Origin of the sequence: Pseudoalteromonas sp. 0303, assembly GCF_013349995.1 — a bacterium.
In the GTDB taxonomy this organism is placed as follows: Bacteria; Pseudomonadota; Gammaproteobacteria; order Enterobacterales; family Alteromonadaceae; genus Pseudoalteromonas.
The window spans coordinates 1-20,376 of the sequence record NZ_JABVXF010000054.1 but is presented as its reverse complement, the minus strand read 5'-3'; the positions used below and the strand labels follow the sequence as shown (position 1 = coordinate 20,376).

Sequence of the window (20,376 nt, the reverse complement as noted above, 5' to 3'; positions counted from 1 at the left end):
CGTGACCAAGGTGATTATTATGCCTTGATCTGATCACTACATATTCTATAAGTTCAATTTATAATGATCTTGCCGTGACTTACCAATCAAGCAGTAATAATGCAATTGGATAATATTTCTTCAAGGGCTATATTAAGCTTGCAATTACCACCTAGCGGTAAATCCTCGGTTATCTATGTGAACAAAACCACCGTGATGGGAGGCGGGTTTATAGCGGCCAATACCGCCATTATAGCGACTGTGTTTTAGGAACTTTTCAAACACTTTATAAAGTACATCAACATCAGCAATCGATAGTTTGCCATCACCGTTTAAATCGTCCATTCGGCCATCACCATCTTCATCTATATATAGGTCAAAGGCATCGCCATATTGGTGTCGGCTGTGTTTGCCATTACCAATTGATCGATTGTAGTAGGGTGTTCTATAGCCGCTGATAAAGGCAAATTTGCTGACTTTAATCCCTTCATTTTGTACAAACCTGAGCAGATCTTCGAGCATCATCAAGCCATTGTTGTTGACATAAAGATACTTCGGAAAGCCACTCACTTGCTTACAAATTACATTTTTAACTTGCACATGAGGAGTCAACTGGCGTGTTAGGTCTTTCTCAAAAATTTCTATAAACCCGTTTGGCGCACCGTATTGTGGGTAGCCTTTATAAGGGGCAGGGTAGAGGCCTATTTGATAATTATTCAATTGCTTATTGTTAGCATTGAATGGTTTTTTCACTATAACGAGTAAGCGTTTGCTGGTTTTGTTGTTACTCAGTACTAGGCTATAAAACCCTGCATTTTCTGGGGCATAAACGGCAATGCTATTTGGCCCTAATCGCTCAGTCTCAACATCTGATACTGTAGTAGCTGTAAAATCAGCCGTGTTATCAAGTGTGAGCACTTGTTTTGCATCAAGTACAAGGCTGTGCAGCGAGTCAGTTAATTCAATGGCAGCAACAGAGCATGTAGTTAACGCTAAGCACACACTAAAAATAATACGGCTGAAATACATAGTGACCTCTAAATTGTATTGTTTGCTAATGGTGTGGTGAGTGCTTTTAATAACGCACCATCGCGATTATAAACGTCGGTATAAAATTGTAGGCCCTCGTCGTTACCCGCAACGGTCCAATACATTAAAAGTACGTCTAGCGGTTTTGATAAGCTGACTTTTTTAGTTTCTTTTGCAGCAATGGCGTCATCAATTTCACTACGGCTCCAATTATCCGAGGTTTCTAAGATTTTCTCAGCTAAGGTGAATGGATCATCAACTCTTACACAGCCGTGGCTAAATGCACGTTGGTCTTGCTGGAATAAACTTTTTGCAGGGGTGTCGTGCAAATAGATTGAGTATTTATTAGGGAACATAAACTTGATTTGCCCTAATGAATTATTCTCTGAAGGCTGTTGTACAAACCAATATGGGAAGTTTTTGCGGCTAGCATTCGGCCAATCAATACTCTCGCTATCAACTGGGTTACGGCGACTATCAACCACAACAAAGTCTTTCTCGTTTAAGTAGTTTGGGTTTTCTTTCATTTTTTTGATGATGCCACCTGAAATACTCCTCGGTACTGTCCAGGTTGGGTTCATCACGATATAGCTCATTTGCCCTTTAAATATTGGCGTTTTGGTGTAGTTTCTGCCTACGACTACATTGGTTTGCCATTTTAATTTATTGTCTTCAAATAAATACAGCAGGTAACCTGCGATATTTACCACTAAGAAGCGCTCTGTTAGCGTGTTATCAACCCAACGAATGCGCTCTAGGTTTACTAAAATATCATTAACGTACTCACTGTAATCTTTGTTGAGTAGTTTTAACGTCGCATTGCCAATCACACCATCATCAGCAACTTGATGCGCATTCTGAAAGCGTTTAACTGCTGCGACTAGCTCATCGTTATAATCAGTGGCATCACTGTTACTGCCGTCAAAATACTTTAGTCGTTTTAACTTTTGTCTTAAAAGTGGCACTGCTGGGTCTGATTGCCCCGGTTTTAATACTTTATTTTGCAGTGCGAAGTCAGGTAACTCGCCGGTAGCATCAAGCTCTCGATAAAACACAAGGGCGTCTTTTAAACGCTTATAATGAGGCAAAACAGGTTTTAGATTTTCAAGTCCCTTATCAAGGCTTTTGGATTTTACATGTTTAAGTAATGAGGCCGCTGCAGCATCTGGGCTGACATCAAACTGTTCATAGTTCCATGTGGCTGCTAGTTGTTTAGGGTTTACTTTTCCGCGAATTAAGTGTTTTGCATAGGTCATGACGGCATCAGTCATTAGAACATCAAACTGGGCTTCTACGGCATCCGCTCCGCGTTTATCTATTTCGCTGGCCAGCGCCATTAATGTATCAAAGTGATAGTCGTTAGGAGATAGCCCTTCAAGTTCTGCTTGCGCAATTAAGTTGAGCGCTTGCTTGGCATATTTTGCGTTGTCCCATACTCGTTCAAAATTATTTGCTTTATAGGTGGCAACGGTCATTTCAGGAGAGTGGATTTGTTGTCCTTCTATACTGTGAGATTCACCAATCAGAATAGGCTCAAGCTGTTGTTGTAAGTATTGGTTTTCAGCCAGCACAGGCATACAAATGGATAAACAACTTACCAAAGCTGTGTAGCGTAGAATTTTCATAGCTATGTCCTTATAACGTATTTAGTAATTTCTTGAATTGTTTCTTTTTTGCTCATTTAAGCTTAGCAAAACAATACGATTTATAGGAACATATTTTTAAATAAAAAACGCTTGGCAAATTTATTGCCAAGCGTTCGGTTGGGATCTTGAGAGGGGCTTAATTACTGGTTGTTTGTAATTTTGCTTCTGGTTCTGCTTTTTTACCTCTTAGCTTGCCAATTAAGCGTTTAAAGTCTTCTAACGCGACGTACTGACAAGGGATTAAAATAAGCGTAATGACCGTTGCAAATAACACCCCGAATGCTAGAGATACAGCCATTGGGATAACGATTTTTGCTTGTAAGCTTGTTTCCATAATGATTGGTAATACACCAATAAAGGTCGTTATTGAGGTCAGTAATATTGCTCTAAAACGACGCGCACCGGCTTGCATTACAGCCTCTTTGATTGCTACACCTTCGGCGCGAGCTTTATTGACAAAGTCGACCATCACTAGCGAGTCGTTTACGACCACACCTGCAACAGCGATGATACCGAATACCGATAAGCTACTCATTGTCATACCTAAAATCATATGACCAAACATCGCACCAATTACACCGAATGGAATAACCGACATGATAATAAATGGCTGTGAGTACGAGCGTAGTGGAATAGCAAGTAACGCAAAGATAATCATCATTGATAAAGCAAAGTCACGTACTTGTTCTGCCACACTGTCCATCTCTTCTTGAATACGACCGGCTACATTACTTTCTACACCTGGGTAGCTTTTCAGTAGGCTAGGTAAGTACTCGTCACGAATTTCTTTTGCAATGGCAAATGGTTCAGCTTGATCAGTATTAACCGCAGCCCACACGTTTACAGTACGTTTAGCGTTTTCACGGCGAATACGGTTTACACCATCAACAATGTTAACTTTAGCAACTTCAGCAAGCGGTACTTCAACACCCGTTGGTGTAATGATACGTGCATCTGTGATGTCACTTACTGCGTTTCGGGATTCACGAGGGTAGCGGATCATTACTTTGATCTCTTCACCGTCACGTAAAATACGTTGTGCTTCTAGGCCGTAGTAGCTAAAGCTAACTTGTGATGCCACATCTGAAAGGGTTAACCCTAAGCTGTAAGCAAGCGGTTTAAGTTCAAGTTGAACCTCGTCAGTTGCAGATTGAAGCGAGTCATTTACATCACCTACGCCTTGCATGCTATTTAGCTTTTCTTTTAACTTTGCAGCCACTTCTTTGAGCTTATTGATATCTTTGCCTTCTAAGCGAAAGCTAACATCACCGTCATCACGGCCGCCATTCATGATACTGTCTTCAATATTCAGCGTTTTCACACCTGGCAGTGGTGGCATTTGTTCGCGCCACATTGCACTTAATTGGAAGGTATCAATAGGGCGTAAGTCTGGTTCAACCAAAATCGCCATAATGCGTGCACTTGTACGACCACGTAAACTAACCGATAAGTCGCGGATCATCGCTTGACCATATTGCTCTTCAAGTTGTTTATCGACATCTAAAATCAGCTTTTCAATGGTTTGCGCTGTCTCAAGGGTTGCTTGCTCAGACGAAGATAAGTTCATTTCAACTGAGATACGTGGGAAATCATGTGGAATTTTAGGATTCGCAACAAATTTCACTAAGCCACCAGCGAACATACCGCCACTAACAATAAGCACACAGATAAAGCCAACAATCACGGTGTAACGGTAATGAATACAGCGACCAATAAATGGTGTGTAGTAATTATCAACAAAGTTCTTGAGGCCATTATCCATACCTAAACGTAAGCGATGTAATGGATTTTTAGGGTTCGCAGGTTTATTTTTCATGGCTGCTAAGTGAGCCGGTAAAATTAGTTTTGACTCAATTAATGAGAAAATTAAACATAGGATAATTACACCACCAATGGCTTTTGAAAACGCAGAGCCAGGGCCTGATGCCAGTGTTTGTGGTAAAAATGCGGCAATCGTGGTTAACACACCAAAGGTTGCAGGAATAGCAACGCGTTTTACGCCACGTACTACGTTATCTAGGCTGTGACCGTGCTTTTCAATTTCAGCACTGGCAGACTCACCGACGACGATAGCATCATCAACGACTATCCCGAGCACCAGTATAAATGCGAATAAAGAAGCTAAGTTAACCGTGATATCTATAAAGCCCAGTGGCATCATTAAAAATGCACCTAGGAATGACACAGGTAAGCCCATCATTACCCAAAACGCTAAGCGTAGTGGTAAAAATAGCGCCAGTACCACCATTACTAAAATACCACCCCAGATCATGTTGTCGATCATCATGTTTAGACGACCTTCAAGGTAGTAAGTTAAATCAACAATCGGTGATAGTTTTACACCTGCTGGTAACTGTGGTGCTTTATCTGCTAGGTATTTTTTTAATACCGCAGCAACTTTAGTGATGTCTTGATCTTTCGACGCATTTACTTCAAAAGTCAGTGAGTTTTTACCGTTGTACTTAGAGTATTGTAAGCCTTCTTCAAAACCGTCGTTAATTGTTGCTACATCACCTAAGAAAACTTGTGCACCATCTGGTAGGTGTAATAAAGGCAGATTTTCGAACTCTTTACCACGATACGCTTGATTTTCAACACGCATCGAAATGTAGCCATTTTCAGAGCGAATTTGACCTGCAGACATATTGGCAGAAAAGCTGCGAACGGCTGTGGCAATATCACGGAAAGTTAAACCATACTCACGTAGTTTATCTGGGCTGATTTCAATGCCAATTTCATAGTTTAAGCCACTGTAAAAGTTGACCAAGTTAATTTGTGGTAAAGCTTGTAGCTCATCTTTTATGTCGTTACCAAGTTCTTTGAGCTGGTAGTTACTCATATCGCCATACAGCGCGAGAATCATAACTTCTTGCTCAAACTTTTCACGGCGAACAATAGGGCGTTCCATCTCCGCAGGGAAGGTATTGATTGAATCAACCTGCATCTTGATTTCATCGAGTACTTCTTGCGGGTCGTACTTTTCTTCGATTTCTATCCAAGCTTGTGAAAAACCACGGTTCGAATAGGTAATTAAACGCTTAATGCCTTCGAGACCCTCTAAAGACTCTTCGACCTTAATGGTGATGCCTTCTTCTACTTCTTGCGGCGCAGCCCCTGGGTAGACAGCTTGAATACTGATCCAGTTACTTTCAAATTGTGGGAACATTTGCTTACGCACCGACATTGCTGTCAATAAGCCTCCCACTAAAATGAAAATCATAAGTAAGTTTGCTGCTACTGGGTTGCGAGCAAACCAGGCAATAAGCCCTTTTTCTCTGTGCGTGGTCATGGCTTATTCCTCTTTTAACGCTAACTGCGTTGTTGGCACACTCAGTTTTGCGTCATCTAGCTTGACCGCCATGCCTTCAGTTGGGTATTCAAGTGCCGAGGTAATCAGTTGCTCACCATTAGCAAGGCCATTATCGGCGATCACCATGCCATTTTGTTCGCGAACGATGTTAAGTGTTTTAAAGGTAAGCGTTTCGCCATCTTGTAAAACAGCGACTTTTTTGTCTTTAACTAAATGGTGCGGAACAACAATCGCATTATCCAGCGCTCGGCCTTCGATAGTGGCGTTAATGTATGAGCCAAAACGTAATGGCTGCTTTTGCTCATAAGGCGTTGCTACTTGCGCTACCAAGTAATTCATGCGACTACGTTGGTCCACAACTCCTTCGCTACGTACGATAGTTGCTTGCCAGGTTGTTTGTTTACCTGCAAATTCAGCGTTAATTGATACGCTGGCGCCAATTCCTTGGTTATTTAGGTATTGCAGATCTTTATCTGCCACAGGTAAACGAATTTCAGCCAGTGACGTTGAGCTCAGGCTACCAAAGCTGTTACCTGGGTTTACTACACTACCTAAACTAATTAGACGCTCGTCAATAATCGCATCGTAAGGCGCTTTAATGTATGTGCGCTCAAGATTACGTTTTGCGCGTTTTACACTTGCTTGCGCTGCACGGTAACTTGCAAGTTTTTCAGCAAGTTGTGGTTTACGTAAATAAAGCTCAGATGGAATAATTTGGTTTGAGTCACCTTTGATGCGGTCCCACTCAGCTTGCGCAACTGACACCTGTGCACGTTCTATCTCAAGCGCTGAGCTTGCTTGTGCCAAACCGGCTTCAGCTTCAATGAGTGCCGCTTCGTAATCATTTGGGTCAATACGTGATGAATGTCGCCTTGCTTAACAAATCCACCTTGTACAAATTGATCTGATAACGACACAACCTGACCACTCACTTGCGCAACAAGTTCAGTTTGGTTTTTAGGTTTAACGATACCGTATGATTTTACATCAAGGGTAATAGCGTCAAAACTTAACGGTTTGATTGATACAAGCGGGCGCAGATCTTGTTCTGGTTTTTCGACTGGCGGTTGCTTCATAGAGGCAAATGCGAATGCCATTCCAAGTCCGCCGACTAATACGGCGATAGGGAGAATGATTTGTTTTTTACTAGCCACGGGATAGTCCCTCACGGTTGACGGTAATTAAAATAAATTTGATAGGCTAAGCATACGCAATAAAGTGTTTACAAGGCGTTTGAAGATGTAACAAACCATTACACATATTACAAAGGCGCTACAAAGGTTCTATAAGAGGTACTCAATGACAGATAAAATGGCATGTAGATTAGGCTGTGGCGCCTGTTGTATTGCACCCAGTATTAGCTCACCGATCCCAGGAATGCCCAACGGCAAAGCAGCGGGAGAACGCTGTATTCAACTTGATGATAATAACCTATGTAAATTATTTGGTGATGAATCAAGGCCTAAGGTGTGTAGTGACTTTTCTGCCACTATTGATGTGTGTGGCACCACTAACGAACAAGCACTGTATTTAATTACCGAACTTGAGCAGATGACTTAAAAAAGATTAAACCTTTAACACTTTTTAACGGTTGCTGAGGTGTATTTTTTATAACCAAAGTTTTCTTTATGGCGTTTAATATAATTTTGGTTATGGTTTGATAGATACCTCGAAAGGTAACGTGACACAATAATGCCAGTCAATTGACTGGCATTATTGTTTTTGCTTACCACGTATAGGTAGCGCTAAGAGTGTATTGTTCGCCGCGGCCGGGGGTACCCGGTACTTCTTCGAATGATTCATCCCAAATGTTGTCAGCTGCAAAGGTAACAAACACATTATCAAGCTGAGCTGGGGTGAATTTTAGCGTTAACTGCGTGAAGAAGGCTTCATCATCAGAGCTACGTAGGCGGTTACTGTGTTGCTTACGCCATTCGTTATCAATACGCAACTCAAGCACATCCATTGGTTGCCATACAGCACCCAGTGTTACACGGTGATCAGGGTAGTTAAGCGCATAAAAGCTCGCATCAATATCTGCCGTGCCATAGTCTTCTGACTTTTCTAAATAGGTGTAGCTGGCAATCAACTCAGCGCTTTCAAACGATTTATTTGCTAAAAACTCAACGCCTAAAGTGTCTATATCAACTGGGTTTGCAAAACGTGCTGAGGTTGCATCAAAGCGATATGTCCAATCCGTAAGGTTTTTATCTTTACGGTAGAAAATAGCTGAATCTAAACGCCATGAAGACTGTTCAATCAGTAAACCTAATTCAAGGTTATCGGTGGTTTCGCGCTCAAGGCTGTAGTTACTTCTGAATAATCCGCCCGTTTCACTGCCGCCGATGGCGGTATAACCGGGAACTTGTGTTGCCTCGGCGTATGACGCATACCAAGTATGTTCACTGCCATTTTGATTAGCTACTTTAAGGCTGGCATCGGCAATAAATGAGGTATCTGAGCTATCACGGTTGGTATCATCAAATGCAGCACCAACACGTAAAGTAAGCTCTTTGTTCGCTGTAAGGGCTGATTTGTACTCAGGCAAGATACTTAGCTTAGTGTAATTACGTGATGTAAAGTTGTTTTCAAGAGACGTTGATTCAATTTCATCAGCAATAAATTGCCCAGCATAATTAATTGCATAGCGGTCATTTAAACGGTGGCGTCCAGAGAGTGCCAATGACTTAACTGTGGTTTCGTGAAACGCTTCAAAAATAGCAGGGTTTTCACGAGACAATACGTAATGGTCGTTATGTTTACGATAATAACCAGTCACTTCAAAGGTATTGCTCTCACCATACATTTGCTTGTGATTGAGCATGAAAAGCTTGGTTTCAAGGTCTTCGGTTTCATTAAAATTAAATGGCGTGTATAGATTTGGCCAACCAAAAAACTTCTCTTGGCGGCCGAACATTAAATCAGTTTGCGAGGTAGAGCTTGCAAGTTGAATACGCGCTGAGGCACGTTCAAAGTCGTGGTCGCCATTATCAATTGAGCCATCACTTTTTGAGTGTGAGTATTCCCCCTCAAAACCTAATCGCCAATCAGGTTTGCTATCAAGCTTTTGACTATGGGCAGCATGAATGCTTTGTAAATTAAAGCCATTCGTACCTGTGCCAAGTGAAACACTACCGGTACTCGTGATAGGGCGCCAGCCAAATGAAACCGTACCAACCGAGCTATTCATTCCATAAAGGGCATTATCAGCACCTGTAAGCACTGAAGGGCCTGTTAGCATCTGCGGCGCAATTGGAATTTCAGCAAAGTAGTGACCAGATTGTGGATCAAATAACGTACTGCTACCAACACGAAAGCCAGTATTTTCAAAGATACCACCACGAATGGTTACATCAGCTTGTGCTTCAGCCATATTACGCGATTGCAAATCGACACGCGGGTCATATTCTAAATTTGATACCGGCGCATCAAAAGTACCTACAGGTTCTTTATTTGCGGTTGCTGAAACTTCAACGGTGATTTGTTCAATATTGTTGGTGTCTTCTGCTAGTACTGAGCAAGTGACGAATAATGCGGGAAGTGTAAGCTGTACTGCGCGTACCATCTAAAACTCTCTTGATTTTGTTTAATCTGGGGTAGTGGGCTAGTTAGGCGCACTGAAAATTGCGGGTATTGTATCTGAATCACTGAGTTATACCACTCCAACCAGATTTCAGCAGGCAATAAAAAACCGCGCTAATTGCGCGGTCTTTTAACTAAAACAGTGTTTAGTTTTGATTAATTGATTGCGGTGGGAAGTTACTTAGAATGTTAGCAACAGTCTCTTTGATAACTTCAGTGCGCTTTTCAGGTGATTGGTTCTTTTGCAAACGACCTTCTTTCGCACCGCGCCAAACTAATTGGTTAGAAGCACGGTCTACCACGTCTAGAATTAACGTACCCACTTCGTATTCGCGAGCAGTTGTTTGCGTGTTGTAACCCATACCCCAGTAATTCCAGCGAGCGCCGTAACCTACGTTAAAGGTATCTACATCAATTTTTGTATCAACAGAGGCGTGATAGTTAATTAGTACATCTGCTTGCGCTAAATCAACTAGCTTCATACCGCTTTTTTCTAGTTCAGCATTTACAGCGTCACGAACCCGCTTTTCCATTAAAGGGCTAATTTGGTAGTTCGCTACGTTTTTAGTCAAGCTGGCATTAGGTACCCAAGAGAAGGTTTTATAATTACTAAAATCTGCTGATTTGTCGTAATCCCAATCAGGCGTTTTAGCACAAGCTGCTAAAAATAATACAGCCGTCGCGATTAATAAGTTCTTCATATTGTTTGCTCCTTGGCAAAATTTCCACTACTTGATTGATAACATAACACAAATAATACTCAACTGAATGATTATTTAAAAACTATGGCACATTTACAAAAAAGTACTGTAATAGTTTGTAATTAAACAGTGTGTTCTACTTCTATCCAGTCTTTTTCATCCACCCAGTTTTGTGCACCATCTTTAACAGTACGAATAGGGACGATGTAATCACAGCTAACTTGTGGTTTAACTGAGGCAAAAATCGGCACAAAGCCAAAGCTTAGCGCTGTTTCGATAATTGCTTTTTGGTTTTGTGGGTCGATATCGGCTGCTTCATCGATATAAATCGGAATACGATACAAGTTTTGCTCTTGGTCGCTTAATAAGTAACGAATAAACAGCATGCCACAAAGTAGCTTAATGGTAATACGAGTACCGTTAGAGCCGGCTGAATCGATTTTTTCGAAGTGCTCAGTTTCACCAGCACGGTTCACGACTTCAAAACGAATATCAAATAAGTCGGTCAGTGTTAGACCGGCTTTTTCTGAGGCAAGCTTAATCAAATGATCTTTCGCTTCGTTTACCGCAGATTCGCTATATGGCTCTTGGCTTAATAGGTCTAGGGTATCGCCTTGCTCAAACTGATTTGAGGTACTAATAATAGTATCAATGCTATCAACCAACATCTTGCGCGGAATAACATTAATTTTGAATGCTTGAAGGTTAGAGATACGGTGCTGACTAATGCCTTTATTAAAGCTGTTCATTTCTCGGCGTAGGCGGTCTAGGTCTTCGCGCAAGCCCTTAATAGTGGCGGCTACTTCGGTTAACGCAACTCGGCCTTGACGTTCAACGGCATCGCGCTCGTTATCGATGTTATGAAACGCGCTGATAAGCTTTTCGTATTTAGTAAACTCATCGTTTTCGTTATCAAATTTAGTAATACCCGCATTGTAAATATGCATGTAGGTGTTACGTACGTTGATATCAAAGTTACGTAACTCTTGGCAGTCTTTGTTAAAATGATGAATGAGGTCACTTAAGTTATCAAAATCAATATTGATTTCAATCATGTATGGTGTGACTTTACCTGTATAAAAATCAAGTGTGTGATCGATACGTTCAGATTTAACTTGGCGTAAACGGTCAGCTTGGCGGGCAAGCAGATCTTTTTTCGACTTGATAATTGAGCGACGGTCGCTGATTGAGCCACTATTTTTTTGAATGTCTTGCAGATAGTCGTCAACTTGTTCGCGTTCTGAATTTAACTGCTCTTTTAGCAGAGTTTGTGCATCGATAGATTGCTGCATCACTTCAAATTGTTCAAAGCGTTTTAAAGCTTCTTCTGAGGCCATTAGCTCATCATATAAAGCATCTTTTTCTTTTTGCTTTTCGGCGACATTAGCAGCGACTTCGCGTTGTTGTTTAAACTCTTTTAGTGAGTTTTCTAGGGCAGCGAGTTGCGCGGTTAATTGCTCTTTATTTTCGCCCGTTTGCATTTGCACTGGGCTTAGCTTTTTAAGTTTGATGCTTGCACCAGGAAGAGTCAGTACACCGCCTTTCACATTTGCCGATAATTGCTCTAAAAACTCACCAAAGGCATCTTCGTCTGTGATATCAACATCACCATTGCTGGTGGTGGCAAACGATAAGATATCAGGGTTTAGAATACGCGAAATCTCTTCAACTTCTTTTAAAGATAAATCTTCACGCATACGGGTGAATAAATTGAACTCAAGGTTCTTTAACTGCAGTTTTAAGCTCTTAATTTGCTTTTGTGTTTCGCTGATACGGTAATCAAGCGTGTGCAAGCTTTGCCCTTGGGCACTGCTTAATGAATGCGATAGCGATTCATAATATTGTTTAAGCTGTGTAAGGCTTACTTTTAAGGTGGCTTTATTAACTAATTCAAACTCAGATTTAAGTGCTCGATAGTCTAAAAACCATTGTTCAATTTGTGTTTGCTTACGTTCAATATCACGTGATTGCTGAATATACAGCTGCTGCTTTTGGTCGAATTCGTGCTTTTCGTGTTCGATATCCTCAAGGGCAATATTGAGCTCAGAGAGTTGCTCTTGTTGATAGGTTTCAAAGTCAATCAATGCTTGGTCAATTTTTGGTGCATAGGCAGCAAGTTTACCTTTTAAAACCGTTTGGTTTTCAAGCATAGATTCAAGAGCCGCGATAGGCTCTTGCATTGACTCAAGGGCTTTTAATTCACGTTTAGCGCGATTCACTTTATCAAATGAACGTCGCCACACTTCATAAAAGTCGACCCGTGAGTTTGACATATGGCGCTCAAATACACGTAACATAAAGCGCTTAACATCACTGGCACCTAACTTATGCAAGTTAAGAATACGGCGGAAAATTTCTTTGTAAATTGCTGAATCTTGCACGTTATTGAGGGGGATCATCTTTAAGTTGATATCGCCATCAAACGGCGTTGCGCCGCCAGTGAGTAGGGCGTTTAGCTCTTGCGCTTTTAATTCAATTGGATTGAAACCTTGCTCTTTTAAGTGATTAAAAAGCTTGGTGAATTTTACAATGGTTTTGCCTTGCGTGTAGTGTTCAAGGTTCAACTTACCTTGGTAACAAAAAAACTGATGCGCGTAACCGGCAATTTTACCAAGGCCGGCAACACCAATCACCACAGGGCCATTAGGTAGGTCAGCTTCGAGTAAAATATAGGATTGGTCTGACGAAAAGTAGAATTTTCGGGTTTCGTCTAAATCGTGGCCATCCCATTCTGTTAAACGTAAATCATTGATCAGTGGAAATTGCAGGGCATTAATTACCGAGCTTTTACCGGTATTATTAGGTGCACAGATTGAACTACTTTTATCCAGCGGGATCACGCATTTTGCATAGCCAGCGGTATTTAAAAGCGCAAGTTTGCTGAGTCCGTATAGGCTTTGGCTTTGCATTAGTCGTCATCTCCTAGGTAGGTTTCTTCGTTTACTTCCATTAATGCATCGATATAACGATAAATAGGTGCTTGCAGCATAAAGCCGTTTTCTACTTCGCGAGCAAGACCTAAACGCACCATACGTAAGTAGACGTCTTTGCGTAAATCTGAGCCTGAGAAGATTTCTAATTGATCAAACAGGTGCTTGTTGATTTGCACTAAGGTTTGCATCAGTTCAAGGTCGTTTACTTCGTCAAACAAGGCACGCATTGGATCTTTACCGGTATTGGCATAGTGCTCAATCAAGATGTAGATAGTCAGTGCGATGGCACGCGAAATTTTACCCATATTTGGGGTGCTTTCATCACTGCCAAAATAGTAATAGCCACGGCTATCATGTTGCAGGTCATGGCCAAGGGCGTTAAATAACGCACGATAAGCATCAATGTGTTGGTCAAGCTCTTGCCACATCAGCGTGTCTTGTTCGCTAATGTGGTAGCCTGATGTGAGCTTTTTATTAATAGCTTGCAGATGCGTTAAATCATCTAAATTAATATCTGTCATGGTTATTGCTCTGTTGCTTTTTTATCGTCAGCAATCGATGAGTTAAATGGGTAAAGAGAGAAGTGTTGCTGGGCAATTTTTATTTTTACTTTCTCTTGGCTTTGGCTAATTTCAAGGTCGCCATCGCTAATCAATTTTTGATACAAGAACAGCATTTCGTCAGCTTCTAAGTCTGGGTAGCTTTCATCTAAGAAACTAAGCAGCGGCTGAGCTTTTTTGCTGGCTTTTTTAAAGCGTTTTCTAAATTGTGTTTTAACGTCGTTATAATCAGGAATATGTGGGCTTTGATAGGCGGGCACATCATCATGTTCAGGAAGCTGATATTCATCGTGCTCAAAGTCAACTAAGCCTGCCATATAGGCCACAATATGACGTTGCTGACCAAGTGAAAAACGTTGTGCGTCTGAGACAAAGTTAGGCTGTACTGCACTTAACATGTTATCGACGCCATTTTTACGCACTAAACCAAGCACTTTAGCCGCTTGACGCGTAATTAGGTTGTTGCGTCGTAATTCTTCACGCAGTGGCATCAACATATCGGCGCTTTTACGTAAACTTTCACGACCAACTAAATGCATTTCTAAAATACGGGTACGTAATTGCTCTAGCATGCGTTTGTCTTGGTATGACTTACCAAGGCGGTCAATTTGCTCTATTTGCGCGCTAATTTGCGCTTCGATGGTATTAAAGCAAGCGTGGAAGTCACCACGAATATCCACCATTTCCAGCATAGGCTCGATGTATTCATCGAATGCTTCAATTACAGCCTGGTAGCGTTTTTGCAGTGATTGCACCGCGTTGTCTGCTTTTGCTTGCTCAACAATATTTAAAATCGCGTTTTCGTTGTGGGCAAACAATTTCATTATTTTGCGTACCCGATCATCCATAATACGGCTAAAGCGGCGAAGCTCGTCGTAATCTTCAATTTCACCGGCTTTAGCAAGGCGATTACCAAGGCGAGCTAAATCATCAACAAGCACACTAATTTCTTGGGCAAGACCTAAGTGTTCTTCTTGTAGCAAGAAAGTCGCAAAATCGGCGATCGCACGGTTAATTTCTAACTGCGATGATTTTGCCAGTGGAATGATAATATCTTGATTCAACAAACGATTTGTTTCTTTATAAATGCGTTCATTTGACCATGAAGGTTGTTTTTGTTTTATCGCATTTTGTACGTCTTTCAAGCTGAAATCAGCCATCTTAAAACGTTTAAATAGCAGTTCTAACACCCCCCAATGTTCAGTAAGGGTATTTAATAACTTTTTAGCTGGGATCATAAGGCTCCAGTAAATTCAGACTTTGGTGTTAGCGATTAGTATTAAATTATGTAATTGAGAATAGTTTTATGCTTTCTATGCTGCTAGAATCCGCGCCGAAACACTCGACTTACAATTTTTACATTATTATAAAGGTTGTTCAAACACCATGGTAACCCCACTTATCCTAACCCTGATAGCGGTGGCATTTTTGCTTATCGTTATAGAGGATATTATCCATGTAAACAAGGCCAAAACGACGCTTTTTTTTGGCACTTTATGCTGGATTATCTTATTTATCTCTCCAATTCATGGGCAAAGCCCAGAAACCATACAACATCAACTGGATCACAACATATTAGAAATCGCGACTTTGTGGCTGTTCTTAATGGCTGCGATGACCTTTGTAGCGTATTTAAACTCTAAAGGTTTTATCCAGAATATTGTTCATAAAATTATGCCAAATCAAATCAGTGAACGAAAGCTGATGTTTCTGATTGGTGGCTTTGCGTTTTTATTTTCATCAATATCAGACAACATAACTGCAACTTTAATCTCGCTTGCGGTGGTGATGTCGCTGAAATTAGATCCTAAAAAATTAATAAAATATGCGACCTTAATTGTATTTAGTGTTAACTCGGGTGGGGTATCGCTGATCACCGGTGATGTTACAACCCTGATGATTTTCTTAGACGAAAAAGTCACTATTGCTAATCTACTATTATTAATTGCCCCTGCTCTGACAAGTGTTGCACTGCTCGCGGCGATGTTGTCGGTGGGTATGTCGGGTAATGTTGTGTTTGAAAAGCAAGCAGCCCGTCGTATAGAAAAGACAGATATTACCATTGCGGTTATCTTCTTCTCGACGATTATTGCTACGTTAACTTTGAGTGTGCTTTATAGTGTGCCGCCGTTATTAACCTTTTTATTTGGTTTATCTCTGATGTTTTTGGTTGCGCAATTCTTAATGCGCAAAAAAGACGTTAACAAAAAAATCATCGATTATATTCGTGAAATTGAATACGACACCTTATTGTTCTTCGTCGGTGTATTATTACTCGTTGGCGCATTAAAAGAAGTTGGTATGCTTGCTAAATTTACTCATTTATATGAGTTGATGGCACCGGAATATGCCAACTACTTGATGGGGCTATTATCAGCGGCGGTAGATAACGTACCTCTAACAGCAGCACTTTTAAAAGCTGATATTGTGATGAGCCCTCAGCAATGGCTGTCGTTTACTTACGCAACTGGGGTCGGTGGCTCAATGCTTATAATCGGCTCTGCGGCAGGTATTATTGCCATGAGTAAGGTTAAGGCACTGACCTTTATGAGCTATCTTAAAATGTCGGTTTATTTATTAATTGCTTATACCGTTGGTTATTACGGTTCGCACTTAGCGGGCAGTTTAATTTCATAAAACAACTTGACAGCTAGACGTCTAAACGTTAACTTTCGAAGCCTGCTTTTAACAGCAGGCTTTGTTATTTTAACCAGGTGTTAACTTAACATTCAGAAGAGGTGCGATACTTAGGTAATTAATGTGAGGTGACGAACGCCAATGACCATTAATGAGGGAAGTACTCGCCGAGAAAATTAACCGGACGTCACGGTTATTTTTCGGTTTATGGGGCTGAATCCTCAAAACTGTCACCAAACTAGGTGGAGAGCTTCTGGCATGGACTACTCTTTATTTTCAAAGCACCCCCTTGCCGAGTTCTTCTTGAATTACTGTGGATGGTTTTCCACAAAAGGAGACGACATGAATACCCAATTAGCCGCCAACACAAAATTAGATTACGTTGTTGCAAAATTTGGTGGCACCAGTGTAGCTAACTTTGATGCTATGAGCCGCTGCGCTGAAATCATTTGTGCTGATAATCAAGTACGTATAGTTGCTGTGAGTGCCAGTGCGGGCGTGACAAATCATTTAGTTGCATTGTGTAAAGCTGATTTGAGTGCGGCTGAACGTGATGATCACATTACTGGCGTTGTCGCCATTCAAGAAGCAATCTTGGCAAAGCTGTCACTGGATGCTGATTTAGCACATGGCTTTAATGAAACGCTTAAGGCTTTTCAAAAGCTAGCATCAGACGGGGCTAAGTCAGTAGCAGATCAAGATGAACTACTGAGCTTTGGCGAGCGTTTATCATCGTATTTATTTACTCAAGTATTACGCGGGCAAGGTCTTGATGCGGTGCGTTTTGATGTACGTAAAGTGCTAAAAACAGATAGTCAATTTGCTAAAGCTACCCCAAATGTTGCAGCAACCGCTGCGGCTGCTAAAGAGCATTTAGTGCCATTACTTGATGACCATGTTGTGGTAACTCAAGGTTTTATTGGTAGCAATGAGCACAATCAAACAACGACCTTAGGCCGTGGTGGTTCAGATTACAGTGCTGCATTACTAGCAGAAGCAATTAACGCAAAAAGCGTGCATATTTGGACCGATGTTGTGGGTATTTTCAGTACTGATCCGCGTTTATGCGCTAAAGCAAGCCCAATTGCACGCTTAAGCTTTGATGAAGCGGCCGAAATGGCAACGTTTGGTGCAAAAGTACTGCATCCTGCAACCATTTTACCTGCAAGCCGTAGCCATATTAGTGTGTTTGTTGGTTCAAGTCGTGAACCACAGTTAGGTGGTACATGGATTGAAAAAGAAAAATCTCAGCAACCAGGTATACGTGCCGTAACACAGCGTAAAAATCAAATTCTGTTAACGGTTAAAAGCCCAGAAATGCTCCTAGCGAGTGGTTTCTTAGCACGTGTTTTCACCATTTTAAGTGAGTTTAATATTTCAGTTGATTTGGTTACTACCTCCGAGATCAGTGTTGCAATCACTTTAGATAACGCGCCGAATGCATCACGTCCTGAGCTTGATCAAGCTTGTTTAGATAAGCTTTCTGAGTTTTGTCATGTGTCGGTTGAGAATAACTTAACGCTGGTGGCTTTAATTGGTTCTGAAATTCAATTACGTCAGCAAGAAATGAATTTAATGCAGGTATTGAGTGATTTTAATATTCGTTTAATTTGCCACGGTGCAAGTAAACATAACCTGTGCTTCTTAGTTGAGCAAAGCGAGTCAGATGAAGTCGTGCAGGCTATTCATAGCCGACTATTAGAAAGCCAAGTCGCGGCGTAGGTCGTTAAAATTAATAAAAGAGCACTGCCAGTCAGTGCTTTTTTGTGCCACAACACTTATATCAAAACCTTCAATAGAGTTACTACTCGCGCTGAAATTATGTTTGCTCAATTCTTCAAATACATTAGGGGCAAGTAGTTTCGCAATAGGCTGAGCACTTGCTTTGGCAAGCGCTTCTTTTAATGTCCAAATTCTAAAAAAGCACTGTGCCTGTTCATCGGGAGCATCAAAACGGCTAATTAAGTCAACTTCATCTTGATGATAAAAATGCTTGGCGAGTTTGATAAAAGGGCGAGGCTTACTGCTTTGTTCAATATCAAAACCAAATAGCTGTTGTTCAGGGTTAAGGGCTGCGCCAATTAAACCATTTGAATGTGATAAACAGGCCCAAACAGGTTCTCTAACTGGGGTATGTAATTTAAGCTTGCTGTCTTTGTCATCAAACTGGCTCGATATTTCATTGAGGGCTAAATCATCATGAGGGTAAGCATGTTGATACAAATACTTTAACGTTAGGCGAGTCGCTAAGTACTCTTGCTTGGCGCTAGGCACTTTGCGTTTTTCAAACACACTTAATTCAAACTCACTGAGTAATTTATCAAGGGGTAAACTTGCAACATCAATACGTGTTGCATCCATAAGCATAATTTTTTTGGCTGTTGTCTTGCTTTGTTGCCCGATGATAAGAGTATTCGAAAAGTAGTGACTGCTCATGGTTTAACGCTTACACGAAGGCTCGTATTTAGTTTTGTTTATTTTTACAGCAGATGCACATTTATAGGCACGAACAAACGCAAATAGTTTACGCAGTTGACTGTAATTATGGTTTAATGAGGAAAAATAATAACAGATTTGTAGATGTATGGCACAAGTTCGTGACGGCTTTCAAAGTCGATTAGGTTTCGTTTTAGCAGCTTCTGGTGCGGCGGTAGGTTTAGGTAATATTTGGGGCTTTCCAACACAAGCGGCAAACCATGGCGGCGGTGCATTTTTACTCGTTTACTTCATTGTTATCTTCTTATTAGCGCTTCCGGCTCTGTATACTGAGCTGTATTTAGGTCACCAAGCGCAAGCGAATCCAGTAAAAGCATTATCTAATGCATGGCAAGACACAGCGCCTAAAGTGGGCGCTGCAGCAGGCTATATTGGCCTATTTGGTGCGGTTGTGATGTTAAGCTTTTATTCGATAGTTGCAGGGTGGATGCTCGCTTATGCGCTTGAGCCACTCGCAAGCTTCTTTGGTTTTACTGAGTTAAGTAACTTTTTACACAGTGACTCGATGGCACGTAATTTTGTGTTTACACCACTGATGCTTATTCTTACTGCGAGTATTATTTTAAAAGGCGTTAAATCAGGTATCGAGACTTGGTCACGTCGCTTAATGCCATTATTGCTAGTATTATTAGTGGCGTTAATTGCTTATATCGCGTCCCTAGATGGTGCGATGGATGGTTTTGCAGCCTACTTAGTGCCAGATTTTAGTCAAATTCTTGATGCAAACTTAATTATTGCGGCAATGGGGCAAGCGTTCTTTTCATTGTCGTTAGGTGTTGGTTGTATGATGGTTTACGGCTCTTATTTAAAACCAGATGCGAACCTGCCTAAATTAACTGGCACTGTGGCACTGCTTGATACTGGTGTGGCCTTTTTAGCGGGTTTATTGATTATTCCGGCTATTTTTGTTGCTCAACATAACGGTGTAGAGGTATTTAGCGGCGGTAAACTGGTGGGTGAAGGGCAGTTAATTTTTGCGATTTTACCTGAACTGTTTAGCACTATGGGTCAAGTGGGTTTACTCGTTGGCTTATTATTCTTTGTATTAATGTCGATTGCCTCAGTGACATCAACTATTTCATCGACCGAAATTCCAGTGGCTTTTTTAGTTGAGAATCACAGTGTAGAGCGTAAAAAAGCAACCTTATTTGTAACCCTAATCGTATTTATTGCCTCATCACTTATTATCTTAAACTTTGACTGGTTATTTGGTTTAGTCATAATGGTGCTTACACAGTACCAATTACCTTTAATGGGACTGTTCTATTTCATTACTGTTGGCTGGTTATGGCAGCGTGGTAATAAATTGCATCAAGTATCGAGCGGCCCTCATTATTGGTTTGCCCAGTACATTCGCTTTGTGTGCCCGTTATTAATGACGGCGGTTTTTGTGAACGTGGCGTTGTTGAAATAGAAAGGCGAGTTACTAGTACTCCATCACACAAGTTCTGACTAGTTGAGGGCACCATAAGCCCTCTCAAGTTTTTCACGAGCTGATTCAAC

The 20,376-nt window shown here is 41.2% G+C and carries 13 protein-coding genes, 1 pseudogene and 1 riboswitch; of the genes and pseudogenes, 4 read left to right on the top strand and 10 right to left on the bottom strand.

Features of this window, described 5'->3' with window-relative positions:
• Positions 1 to 144: 144 nt before the first annotated feature.
• The 4 genes and pseudogenes from HUS62_RS20885 to HUS62_RS20870 form a co-directional block, all read right to left on the bottom strand.
• Positions 145 to 1,008 (bottom strand): D-Ala-D-Ala carboxypeptidase family metallohydrolase, encoded by an 864-nt coding sequence (locus tag HUS62_RS20885; protein ID WP_175081017.1) that lies wholly within the window; start codon positions 1,006 to 1,008, stop codon positions 145 to 147.
• An 8-nt stretch (positions 1,009 to 1,016) separates the two neighbouring features.
• The gene (locus tag HUS62_RS20880; protein ID WP_175081016.1) at positions 1,017 to 2,633 is read right to left on the bottom strand and encodes a murein L,D-transpeptidase; all 1,617 of its coding nucleotides are present in this window, start codon (positions 2,631 to 2,633) and stop codon (positions 1,017 to 1,019) included.
• A gap of 157 nt (positions 2,634 to 2,790) precedes the next feature.
• On the bottom strand, positions 2,791 to 5,943 hold the full coding sequence (locus tag HUS62_RS20875; RefSeq protein WP_175081015.1) for an efflux RND transporter permease subunit: 3,153 nt from the start codon (positions 5,941 to 5,943) through the stop codon (positions 2,791 to 2,793).
• 3 nt (positions 5,944 to 5,946) lie between these two features.
• Positions 5,947 to 7,118: pseudogene (locus tag HUS62_RS20870) on the bottom strand (efflux RND transporter periplasmic adaptor subunit).
• A gap of 157 nt (positions 7,119 to 7,275) precedes the next feature.
• Here HUS62_RS20870 and HUS62_RS20865 point away from each other — a divergent pair.
• A complete protein-coding gene (locus tag HUS62_RS20865; RefSeq protein WP_054562006.1) occupies positions 7,276 to 7,524 on the top strand; it encodes a YkgJ family cysteine cluster protein in 249 nt (82 codons plus the stop codon).
• Positions 7,525 to 7,690: 166 nt separating this feature from the next.
• On the opposite strand, the gene HUS62_RS20860 is transcribed toward HUS62_RS20865, so the two are convergent.
• The 5 genes from HUS62_RS20860 to HUS62_RS20840 form a co-directional block, all read right to left on the bottom strand.
• Positions 7,691 to 9,529 carry a TonB-dependent receptor gene (locus HUS62_RS20860; RefSeq protein WP_175081014.1) on the bottom strand — a complete coding sequence of 613 codons (1,839 nt, stop codon included), beginning with the start codon at positions 9,527 to 9,529 and terminating at the stop codon, positions 7,691 to 7,693.
• Between the two features lie 163 nt (positions 9,530 to 9,692).
• Entirely contained in the window at positions 9,693 to 10,247 is a 555-nt protein-coding gene (locus HUS62_RS20855) for a DUF4136 domain-containing protein (RefSeq protein WP_058585205.1), read from the bottom strand.
• A gap of 122 nt (positions 10,248 to 10,369) precedes the next feature.
• Positions 10,370 to 13,156 (bottom strand): ATPase, encoded by a 2,787-nt coding sequence (locus HUS62_RS20850; RefSeq protein ID WP_175081013.1) that lies wholly within the window; start codon positions 13,154 to 13,156, stop codon positions 10,370 to 10,372.
• Positions 13,156 to 13,701: a condensin complex protein MksE gene (locus HUS62_RS20845; RefSeq protein ID WP_058585203.1), complete on the bottom strand. Its 546-nt coding sequence runs from the start codon at positions 13,699 to 13,701 to the stop codon at positions 13,156 to 13,158. The genes HUS62_RS20850 and HUS62_RS20845 overlap by 1 nt, the downstream gene beginning before the upstream one ends.
• A gap of 2 nt (positions 13,702 to 13,703) precedes the next feature.
• Complete coding sequence (locus HUS62_RS20840; RefSeq protein WP_055196777.1) at positions 13,704 to 14,978, bottom strand: hypothetical protein; 1,275 nt, start codon at positions 14,976 to 14,978, stop codon at positions 13,704 to 13,706.
• Positions 14,979 to 15,126: 148 nt separating this feature from the next.
• Here HUS62_RS20840 and nhaD point away from each other — a divergent pair, with 148 nt between their 5' ends.
• Together nhaD and lysC are read left to right on the top strand one after the other, a co-directional pair.
• Positions 15,127 to 16,377, top strand: coding sequence for a sodium:proton antiporter NhaD (gene nhaD, locus HUS62_RS20835; protein ID WP_054551492.1), 1,251 nt, complete (start codon positions 15,127 to 15,129; stop codon positions 16,375 to 16,377).
• 88 nt (positions 16,378 to 16,465) lie between these two features.
• Positions 16,466 to 16,638: riboswitch (Lysine riboswitch) on the top strand.
• An 81-nt stretch (positions 16,639 to 16,719) separates the two neighbouring features.
• Complete coding sequence (gene lysC / locus HUS62_RS20830) at positions 16,720 to 18,099, top strand: lysine-sensitive aspartokinase 3 (protein WP_258536827.1); 1,380 nt, start codon at positions 16,720 to 16,722, stop codon at positions 18,097 to 18,099.
• Here lysC and HUS62_RS20825 read toward each other — a convergent pair.
• A complete protein-coding gene (locus HUS62_RS20825; protein ID WP_175081011.1) occupies positions 18,076 to 18,813 on the bottom strand; it encodes a 4'-phosphopantetheinyl transferase superfamily protein in 738 nt (245 codons plus the stop codon). The genes lysC and HUS62_RS20825 overlap by 24 nt on opposite strands.
• A 148-nt stretch (positions 18,814 to 18,961) precedes the next feature.
• On the opposite strand from HUS62_RS20825, the gene HUS62_RS20820 reads away from it, so the two are divergent.
• Positions 18,962 to 20,287, top strand: coding sequence for a sodium-dependent transporter (locus HUS62_RS20820; RefSeq protein ID WP_175081010.1), 1,326 nt, complete (start codon positions 18,962 to 18,964; stop codon positions 20,285 to 20,287).
• Positions 20,288 to 20,376 lie beyond the last annotated feature (89 nt).